Below are 9,874 nucleotides of genomic sequence, written 5' to 3' on the forward strand. Positions count from 1 at the left end.
GTACCTTTTGTGGCTCTCCGATTCTAATGCATCATGGGGCTACGAACAGGAAGTGAGAAACGAGGAGGAGCGCCATGAAGATCGAGTTCTGGTCGGACATCGTCTGCCCGTACTGCGGGCTGATGGATCACCGGCTCCACCAGGCCCTGGACCAGTTCGAGCATGGCGACCAGGTGCAGGTGATCCACCGGTCGTTCCAGCTACATCCCGACCTGCCCCGTGAGGGTGTCAGTCAACGGGAGTTGATCAAGATCGCCGGGGCCCCCGCGACGACCGTGGACCGGGTCCTGCGGCCGATCGAGCGGGCCGCCAAGGCGGAGGGCCTGACGCCCTACCGCGCGGTCGACCGCACGCTCGGCCCGACGGACTTCGCCCACGAGCTGCTCGCCTACGCGACCGACCAGGGCCGCGGCAACGAGATCTGGTCGGCCATGTTCCGGGCGCACTTCGGGCAGGCCCGCAAGCTGTGGACGACCGAGGAGGTCCTCGACTTCGCCGCCGAGGTGGGCCTGGACCGCGCCGGGGCCGCCGAGGCCCTGCGCAGCCGCCGCTACCGGGCCCGGGTGGCAGCCGATCAGCGCGAGGCACAGCGCCTCGGGGCTCGCGGCGCGCCGTTCCTCGTGTTCGACGGCCGCTTCGCGGTGCCCGGGGCGATCGGCCTCGACGACCTGCTCGCGGTCATGGCCAAGGCGTGGGACGAGAGTCATCCCACTCCGCAGCCACTGCCGGTTATCGCCGACGCCGAGGGCATCTGCGCCCCGGACGGGTGCGCGGTACCCGACCGCACCATGTGAGCCGCTCGCCCCAGGCGACGGATTCCCCGTATCAACCCGAGCCGACCGCTCGGGGCAGCAGACACGGACCCACGAGGGTCCGCCACACCGAATTGGAGTTAACAGCCATGTCAGATCTGCAGGCGCAGGACAGTGCTCTGATCCTGATCGACCACCAGGTCATCTCGATGGGGTTCATCAAGACCCAGTCGCCCGACGTCGCCAAGTTGAACAGCATCACCCTGGTGAAGGCGGCGAAGGTCCTCGACATCCCCAACGTCTGGACCAGCAGCACCGAGGACGACAACCAGGACTGGTGGATGCCCGGGCTCGAGGAGATCAACCCGGAGGCCTACGCGAACCGGATCAAACGCACCGGCATCATCGACTCCTGGGACGACCCGAACTTCGTACGGGCCGTCGAGGCCACCGGCCGCCGGACCCTGATCATGGCCGGCACCACCAACGACGGCTGCCTGATCTACACCGCGCTCAGCGCCAAGCGGGCCGGATACGACGTCTACGCGGTGCTCGACGCCGGAGGATCGGTGTTCCAGATCTCCGAGGAGGTGGCGCGACTGCGCATGACGCAGGCCGGCGTCACCCTGACCACCACCGCCGCGGTCCTCGGCGAACTCGCCAAGGACTGGGCCACGCCGCATGGCCAGCAGATTCGTCAGATCCTGGCCGACAACTTCAAGACCGTACTCGGTGGATTCGGGTTGGCGAAGTAGGCGCGGCGTCCCAGCGGGCCCGGCGGCAGGCTGTGCGCAGCTCACGCCGGGCCCGTTTCAGGGGCGGCGAGCGATCAGTCGCTGGCCTTGTGGTCCTCGCCGTACTCGCCGCGGATGGGTAGGTAGTAGGCGGGTAGGAAGCCGGCGATGATGGCGACGCCCGCGATCGGCACGAACGTGCCGACGAGGATGCCGGAGCCGATCCAGATCAGGGCGAGCGCGAATCGGCGGCCGATGGCCCGGACGCCGAAGGGGCCGAGGCTGGGGTCCAGCAGTTTGGCGCGACGGAGATAGGCCCAAATGATGTTGAACAGGGCTGCCCCCGTCCACAGTGTGGCGCCGTAGACGACGACCGCCGTACGCAGGCCCTGCTCCGCGCGTAATGAGCCGGCGAGCAGCGACGTGGAGAACGGCAGGAACGCGATGACCATCAAGAGCAACGTGTTGAGGAACAACACCCCATGGTCGGCGTGCCGGACCCGGTCGAACATGACGTGATGGTTGACCCACACCTGCCCGATGAGCAGGAAGCTCAGCGCGTACGCCAGGTATGACGACCACAACGCCCCGAGGCCCCGCAGGAGATGCCCGAAATCCTCCGGCGGTTGGATCTCCAGCACGAGAAGCGTCACGGCGATGGCGAAGACAGCGTCGCTGAAAGCCACCAGTCGGCCCGGTTGACGCGCGAGCCTCGGGCCATCGCTCCTGGAAAGCATGCCCCAAGTATGCTATTTGTCCGCTTCTGCCGCGCTCGTCCGCGGCCCGCGCGCGGCCTAGTTCTGCGGTGCCAAGGTGCGCAGGACGCAGAACTCGTTGCCCTCGGGGTCTGCCATGACCACCCAGTTCCGGCCCGCGCCCTGGCCCACATCCGTCCTGGTGGCGCCGAGGCTGAGCAATCTGGTCACCTCGTCGTCGGTGCTGCCGTCGATCGGACTGACGTCAAGGTGCAGCCTGTTCTTCACGGTTTTGCCCTCGGGCACCTGGATGAACACCAGGGTGGGCGCCATCTGGCGGGCCCGGACATCCTCGACGGTCGGCACCCAGGAGCCGATCTCGACCTTGCCCTCGCCCCGGTCGATCACCTGGAAGTCCAGGACCTCGCACCAGAAGGCCGCGAGCCTCTCCGGATCGTGGCAGTCAACGGCCAACTCGGTGAACCTGCTTGTCACGACTCTCCCTCACAGCGCGGACGGCGCTCAGAGTATGCCGCCCGCCCGACAGATCCAAGATCGTCCTGGCCGCGAAATGATCACCGCTCCCGTTGTCTGAAGTCAGCCCCTCATGCTTGGTCAAGACACAGGCAGAAGGGGTGCCCGGCGGGGTCGAACATCACCCGGACGTTCTGCTGCGGCTGGATCTCCGCCACGGTGGTCAGATCCGGACACTTACAAGAACGCAATTGGTCGCGATCAGCCAAGCGATGTGTAGTAGCAAGAATGGTGCTTCTTTTGCCCGCGTAACCTCCTGGTTGCTCCTGCATGTGCGCTGACCCCAGCCGGCGGCGCGGGCGACGACCACGGGGTTAGAACGCTTGCACGAGGGCAGGGTGGGCAAGGATCTGGTGTTGCGCTGCTGGAACGGCGTCTGGGCGGGCTGACTCCGCGTGACGTGTGGCTCTACCGTTGTCCGCTGGCATTCACGCATTGTTCAGAGCGCGACGATTGCCGCCGTCTCCGCCGGCAACTCGATCCGGTCCCGCATCACCGTGACCCCCTCTCCTGTGGCCAGCAGCACCCGCCGCGCCACCCCAGGCAGCGACACCCCCTGCCCCCGCCCAGCCAGGTTGGCGACAACCAGCGTGTCTCCCCGCCGCATCAGCAGGAACTGGTCCCCATGCTGCACGCTGACCGCGTGCAGCCGAGGATCAGACAGATCCGGAAGGCTCCGACGCAGCGCGATCAACCGCTGGTAGAACGCCAACATCTCCCGATGCTCGGGCTTGTCCAGCTCCGCCCAGTCCAACCGCGACCGCACAAACGTCTGCGGGTCCTGCGGATCAGGCACGTCCCCCTCAGCCCACCCGTGCGAGGCAAACTCCCGCCGCCGCCCAAGAGCCACCGCAGTAGCCAACTCAGGCTCCGGATGCGACGTGAAGAACTGCCACGGCGTAGATGCCGCCCACTCCTCCCCCATGAACAACATGGGAGTAAACGGCGCGGTCAGCAGCAGCACAGCCCCCACCCGCAACAACGAGGGCGACAGCGAAGCTGAGATCCGATCCCCGGTGGCTCGGTTGCCGATCTGGTCGTGGTTCTGCAGATAGGCCACCAGCCGATGACCAGGAACCCGCGAGTCCAGAGGCCGCCCGTGATGCCGGTTGCGGAAGCTGGACCAGGTGCCCGCGTGGAAGAACCCGCCGGTCAGCACGTCCGTCAGCGTCTCCAGCGACCCGAAGTCGCCGTAGTAGCCCTGCCGCTCCCCCGTCAGCAGGGTGTGCAGCGCGTGGTGCGCGTCGTCGTTCCACTGGGCATGCAGCCCGAAGCCGCCCGCCTCACGAGGGGTGATGAGCCGTGGATCGTTGAGGTCGGATTCGGCGATCAGCGACAGCGGGCGGCCCAGGTGCGTCGACAAAGACTCCACCTCGATGGCCAACTCTTCGAGCAGCGAAACCGCCCGGGTGTCGGGCAGGGCGTGTACGGCGTCCAGGCGCAGCCCGTCGACGTGGTAGTCGCGCAGCCACATGAGCACGCTGTCGATGATGTAGCGGCGTACCTCGTCGGAGTGCGGGCCGTCCAGGTTGACCGAGCGGCCCCAACTGTTGCTCTGCTCGGCGAGGTACGGCCCGAACCGCGGCGCGTAGGCCCCGGAGGGCCCGAAATGGTTGTAGACGACGTCGAGGATCACCCCCAGCCCCTTGGCGTGGGCGCCGTCGACGAGCCGTTTCAGGCCGTCCGGGCCGCCATAGGGCTGGTGTGGGGCGTACCAGCAGACGCCGTCGTACCCCCAGTTGTGTTCGCCGTTGAAGGCGTTGACCGGGAGCAGTTCGATCAGGTCGACGCCGAGGGAGACGAGGTGGTCGAGGCGGTCGATGGCCGCGTCGAAGGTGCCCTCCGGGGTGAAGGTGCCGATGTGCAGCTCGTAGAGGATGCTGCCGGGCAGTTGGCGGCCCGTCCACGAGTCGTCGGTCCACTCGAAGGCGGCGTGGTCGTAGCGTCGGCTGGGCCCGTGCACACCCGCAGGTTGCCACGGCGACCGGGGGTCGGGCAGCGGGGTTTCGTCGTCGTTCAGCAGAAAGGAGTAGTCGAGCCCGGCGTCGGGCACCTCGACCCGCCACCAGCCGTCGGGGGCGGCGCGCATCTCGTGGTCGACGTCGCCCGGCAGGCGCAGCCGGACCCGGGTGGCGTCCGGCGCCCACACGGTGAATTCGGTCATCTCGCAGCCTCCACGGAAGCGGTGGGAGGAGCCAGCAGTGCGACGGGATAGTCGGCCAGCAGGTCGGCCACGGAGGTCTCCCCGCCACTGTAGACGCGGCCGGTGAACAGGTCCTTCACCTCGTTAACGGGAAGCGACAGGACTGTGTCACACCAGCCACCGACACGGGCCAGGCCCAGCGGCAGGCGGGTGGCCACCGCGATCGCGCCGCCCCGGTCGAAGGCCACCGCGAACCGCCCCTCCGGCCCGTGCGCCGGCACCGACCGGTAGCCGGTGAACAGCTCCGGGTGCGCCCGGCGCAGCCGCAGGGCCCGCGAGACCACCAGCAGCTTCGCGGCGCCGCTGTCGTCCACCGGGGGACGCCAGCCGCCGTCCAGACGCGCCAGCATCTCCCGGCGTACGGAGAAGTCGACCGGGCGGCGGTTGTCGGGGTCGACGAGGGAGTTGTCCCACAGCTCGGTGCCCTGGTAGGTGTCCGGAACACCGGGCATGGCGAGCTGCACCAGCTTCTGGCCCAGCGAGTTGGACCAGCCGGCCGGGGTGATCGCCGTCGCGAGCTCGGTCAGCTCGTCGTGCAGGCTCGGGTCGTCGTACATCAAATCGACCACGGCGTGCAGCGCCTGCTCGAAGACCGGGTCGGGGTCCGCCCAACTGGTCGAGGTCGACGCCTCCCGCGCGGCCTTCTCGACGTACGTGTGCAGCCGCTCCCGTTCGATCGGCCAGGCGCCGACGGCGGTCTGCCAGAGCAGGTGGGCGAAGGCCGGGTCGGGCAGCGGCGCGTACTCCATCCAGCTCTTGACCTGCTCGGCCCAGCGGCCCGGCAGCTCGCTGAGCACGGCCAGGCGGGCGCGAACGTCCTCGCCGCGTTTGGTGTCGTGGGTGGAGACGGTGGTCATGCTCGCCGGCCAACGGACCTGCCGGGCGGCGGCGAAGCGGTGGAACTCCGCCGGCGGCACCCCGAAGTGGGCGGGGCTGTCGCCGACCTCGTTGAGCGCCACGAACCGGGTCCAGCGGTAGTAGGCGGTGTCCTCCACGCCCTTGGCCATCACCGCGCCGGTGAACTGGGGGAAACGCTGGGCCAGCTCGTCGTCGGGGTCGCGCAGCCGGCGGGTGACCCCGTCCAGGGCGGTGGTCAGATCCGGGCGGCGCCGGCCCGCCTCGGAGCGGGCGGCGGCAAGGTGCTGGTCGCCGTGCGGCGGGTAGCCCCGATACACGGCGAACGCGGCGGCCAGCTCGGCGAGCGCCGCGCGGGCCTGCTCGGTTGGCACCTCGGGGGCGAGGGCGGCCAGCCGCGTCAGCTCGGCGGCGAGCAACCGGGTGGCGGCGGCCAACTTGGTGGCGTGGGTCAGGTCCTCCCACGAGGTGTGCTGCCCGGTCAGCCGGGTGTCCAGCACCGTGAAGTCACCCTCGGCGTCGGTGTCGACGAAGAGCCCGCCGACCGCGGCGAGAGCGTCGTAGCCGGTGGTGCCGTCCACCGGCCAGTCCGGCAGTTCCTCGCCGTACTCCAGGATCTTCTCCACCACGAGCCAGGCCTCCGGCGCGGCCTCCCGCAGCCGGGCCAGGTAGCCGCCGGGGTCGCGCAGGCCGTCCGGGTGGTCGACCCGGATGCCGTCGACCTCCCCGGCGGCGGCCCAGCGCAGGATCAGCTCATGGGTGGCGGCGAACACCGCCGGGTCCTCCACCCGCAGCCCCGCCAGGTCCGAAACGGCGAAGAACCGGCGGTACGTCAGCTCGGCGTCACCACGCCGCCAGGAGGCCAGCTCGTAGTGCTGCCGTTCGTGCACCTCGCGGGCGCTGCCGTCGCCGGTGCTGTCGGCGAAGGGGAACCGGTGCTCGTGGTAGCGCAGCTCCCCGTCGACCACCTTGAGGTCGTCTAGGGCGTCCGGCGCGTCAGCCAGCACCGGCAGCAGCAGCCGGCCCCGGTCCCAGTCGATGTCGAACCAGTCGGCGTACGTCGAGGCGCGCCCCCGGCGCAGCACGTCCCACCAGGCGGGGTTGGCCGGCGGCACGGCCACCCCGGCGTGGTTGGGCACGATGTCGACGACCAGGCCGAGATTGGCGTCGCGCAGCGCGCGCAGGAGCCGCTGCCGAGCGGCTTCACCGCCCAGCTCCGGGTTGACCGCCCGGTGGTCGACCACGTCGTAGCCGTGCGCCGAGCCGGGGGTGGCGGTCAGCAGCGGCGCGCTGTAGAGGTGGCTGACGCCGAGATCGGCCAGGTAGTCGACGATCTCGGCGGTGGCGTCCAGGTCGAAGCCGGGGCGGACCTGCACGCGGTAGGTGGTCCGGACGTTGTTGGGCTTGTCGGTGTGAGGGGGCACCGCCATCTCAGATCATCCTTTCCAACACCACCAGAGAACGGTCCGGCACCCGGACAGTGCCACCCGCGCTGATCACCGTGACGTCGTCTGGTTCGGGTTCGGCGGTGCTGATCACCCGTTCCCACTTCTGGCCGTACTCGCTGCCGGGCAGGGTGAAGTCCAGCGGCGCGTCGTGGGCGTTGAAGCAGAGCAGGAACGAGGCGTCGTGGTGGCGCTGGCCGTACTGGCCGCGCTCGCGGATGCCCTCGCCGTTGACGAAAAGCGCCACCGACCGGCCGAAGTCGTTGCCCCAGTCGTCGCCGGTCATCTCCCGCCCGTCCGGGGTGTACCAGGCCAGGTCCGGCAGCGGCTCGTCGACCTCGCGCCCGCCGACCGGCAGGCCGGTGAAGAACCGGCGGCGGCGGAACACCTGGTGCCGGGCCCGGAACGCGGTCAGCGTCCGGACGAACTCCAGCAGCTGGGAGTCGGTGTTGTCCCAGTCGACCCAGGCCAGTTCGCTGTCCTGGCAGTACGCGTTGTTGTTGCCGTGCTGGGTGCGGCCCAGCTCGTCGCCGTGGCCGATCATCGGCACGCCCTGGGAGAGCATCAGCGTGGCCAGAAAGTTGCGCCGCTGCTTGGCCCGCAGGGCGAGCACCGCCTCGTCGTCGGTGTCGCCCTCGACCCCGCAGTTCCAGGACCGGTTGTGGCTCTCCCCGTCCCGGTTGTCCTCACCGTTGGCCTCGTTGTGCTTGTCGTTGTACGACACCAGGTCGTTGAGAGTGAACCCGTCGTGGACGGTGACGAAGTTGATGCTGTGGAAGGGGCGGCGGCCGTCATCCTGGTAGAGGTCGGCGGAGCCGGAGATCCGGGACGCGAACTCGGCCAGGGTGGCCGGCTCACCACGCCAGAAGTCCCGCACGGTGTCGCGGTACTTGCCATTCCACTCGGTCCACACCGGCGGGAAGTTGCCCACCTGGTAGCCGCCGGGGCCCACGTCCCACGGCTCGGCGATCAGCTTGACCTGGCTGACCACCGGGTCCTGCTGCACCACCTCGAAGAAGGTGGAGAGCCGGTCCACCTCGTAGAACTCGCGTGCCAGGGTGGCGGCCAGGTCGAAGCGGAAGCCGTCGACGTGCATCTCCTCCACCCAGTAACGCAGCGAATCCATGATCAGCTGAAGTGAGTGCGGGCTGCGCACGTTGAGGCTGTTGCCGGTGCCCGTGTAGTCGACGAAGTAGCGGCGGTCCTCCTCGCTGAGCCGGTAGTAGCTGGGGGCGTCCACGCCCTTGAAGCTCAGCGTCGGCCCGAGGTGGTTGCCCTCGGCGGTGTGGTTGTAGACCACGTCGAGGATGACCTCGATGCCGGCCGCGTGCAGCGCCTTGACCATGCCCCGGAACTCCTGCACCTGCTGCCCCAGGCGGCCCAGCGCCGAGTAGCCGTGGTGCGGGGCGAAGAAGCCGATGGTGTTGTAGCCCCAGTAGTTGCGCAGCCCCAGGTCGACCAGCCGGTTGTCGTGGATGAACTGGTGCACGGGCATCAGCTCGATGGCGGTCACCCCGAGCCGGGTCAGGTGCTCGATCATCGGCGGGGAGGCGATGCCGGCGTACGTGCCGCGCAGCTCCTCGGGGATGTCCGGGTGGCGCATGGTCAGCCCCCGCACGTGTGCCTCGTAGATCACCGAATGGTGGTACGGGGTGCGCGGTGGCTTGTCGTTGCCCCAGTCGAAGTACGGGTTGACCACCACCGACTTGGGCATGAACGGCGCCGAGTCGGTCTCGTTCATCCGTTCCGGCTCGGCCATGTCGTAGTCGTAGACCGCCGGGTCCCACGTCACGTCGCCGTCGATCGCCTTGGCGTACGGGTCGAGCAGCAGCTTGTGCGGGTTGCAGCGCAGCCCGTTCGCCGGGTCGTACGGCCCGTGGACCCGGTAGCCGTAGCGCTGCCCCGGCTCGATCCCCGGCAGGTACGCGTGCCAGACGTAGGCGTCCACCTCACGCAGCTCGACCCGCCGCTCGGCGCCGGTGTCCCACTCGTCGAAGAGGCACAGCTCCACCCGCTCGGCCAGCTCCGAGAAGATGGCGAAGTTGGTGCCCATCCCGTCGTAGGTGGCGCCCAGGGGGTACCGCTCGCCCGGCCAGACCTGCATGTCGCTCCTTCAGCACCATGATCATGTGCGTACCGCGCCACGAGCGCACCGGCGTGGGCCCAGCGCGCACGTCGGTATTGCCCCCCGCCCCGCGGCGCCAATCCATCCTTTCAGGGGACGCCCGGAATGCACCTGTCTGATGCGCGCCAGGCCTTCAGGTGTCTTCCGTCACCTTGTCCCTTCTGAGGATGCGCGACGGCGCTCGATGCCCTTTGCTTGTTCGGGGACGCTCCCGCGCGTACCCCACTCGGCCTTCGGCCACCCCGCCACCTCCCGCTCCGCCGCCACCGACGCCGGCGCGTACCACCATGCATGGACGGAGATTGATGTGACGACCCTGCGGGTCGACGAGCAGCTCGCTGCCACCAAGGACCGGGCCCACCGGCCCACCCTGACCTCCCGGCCCCAGGTCCCGGCGCAGCCCGGCCCGGGGATCCCCCCGCAGACCCGCCGCATCCTGATGCTCTCCTGGGAATACCCGCCGGTGCTCGTCGGCGGCCTCGGCCGACACGTCCACGCCCTCTCCGTCGCCCTCGCCACCGCCGGCCACGA

8 protein-coding genes are annotated in these 9,874 nt (G+C 69.3%); 3 read left to right on the forward strand and 5 right to left on the reverse strand.

Translation table 11 applies throughout. From position 1 onward, the window contains the following. Positions 1-74 precede the first annotated feature (74 nt). Together ACWD5O_RS27365 and ACWD5O_RS27370 are read left to right on the forward strand one after the other, a co-directional pair. Positions 75-794, forward strand: a complete 720-nt coding sequence (locus ACWD5O_RS27365; protein ID WP_450086991.1) for a DsbA family oxidoreductase — start codon at positions 75-77, stop codon at positions 792-794. A 107-nt stretch (positions 795-901) separates the two neighbouring features. Beyond that, a complete protein-coding gene (locus tag ACWD5O_RS27370) occupies positions 902-1,507 on the forward strand; it encodes an isochorismatase family protein (protein ID WP_074309497.1) in 606 nt (201 codons plus the stop codon). A 74-nt stretch (positions 1,508-1,581) separates the two neighbouring features. Here ACWD5O_RS27370 and ACWD5O_RS27375 read toward each other — a convergent pair whose 3' ends face one another. The 5 genes from ACWD5O_RS27375 to glgX form a co-directional block, all read right to left on the reverse strand. Continuing rightward, positions 1,582-2,172 carry a TMEM175 family protein gene (locus tag ACWD5O_RS27375; protein ID WP_450086992.1) on the reverse strand — a complete coding sequence of 197 codons (591 nt, stop codon included), beginning with the start codon at positions 2,170-2,172 and terminating at the stop codon, positions 1,582-1,584. 108 nt (positions 2,173-2,280) lie between these two features. Further along, entirely contained in the window at positions 2,281-2,676 is a 396-nt protein-coding gene (locus tag ACWD5O_RS27380) for a VOC family protein (RefSeq protein WP_354967635.1), read from the reverse strand. Between the two features lie 478 nt (positions 2,677-3,154). Continuing rightward, positions 3,155-4,879 (reverse strand): malto-oligosyltrehalose trehalohydrolase, encoded by a 1,725-nt coding sequence (gene treZ, locus ACWD5O_RS27385; protein ID WP_450086993.1) that lies wholly within the window; start codon positions 4,877-4,879, stop codon positions 3,155-3,157. Continuing rightward, positions 4,876-7,203 (reverse strand): malto-oligosyltrehalose synthase, encoded by a 2,328-nt coding sequence (gene treY, locus ACWD5O_RS27390; protein ID WP_450086994.1) that lies wholly within the window; start codon positions 7,201-7,203, stop codon positions 4,876-4,878. The genes treZ and treY overlap by 4 nt, the downstream gene beginning before the upstream one ends. Position 7,204: 1 nt before the next feature. After that, on the reverse strand, positions 7,205-9,322 hold the full coding sequence (glgX, locus tag ACWD5O_RS27395) for a glycogen debranching protein GlgX (protein WP_450086995.1): 2,118 nt from the start codon (positions 9,320-9,322) through the stop codon (positions 7,205-7,207). Between the two features lie 328 nt (positions 9,323-9,650). Between glgX and ACWD5O_RS27400 the strand changes: the two genes are divergently transcribed. After that, the coding region (locus ACWD5O_RS27400) for a glycogen/starch synthase (RefSeq protein WP_450086996.1) at positions 9,651-9,874 on the forward strand (224 nt) is incomplete at its 3' end.

This window comes from Micromonospora sp. NPDC005161 (genome assembly GCF_053599855.1).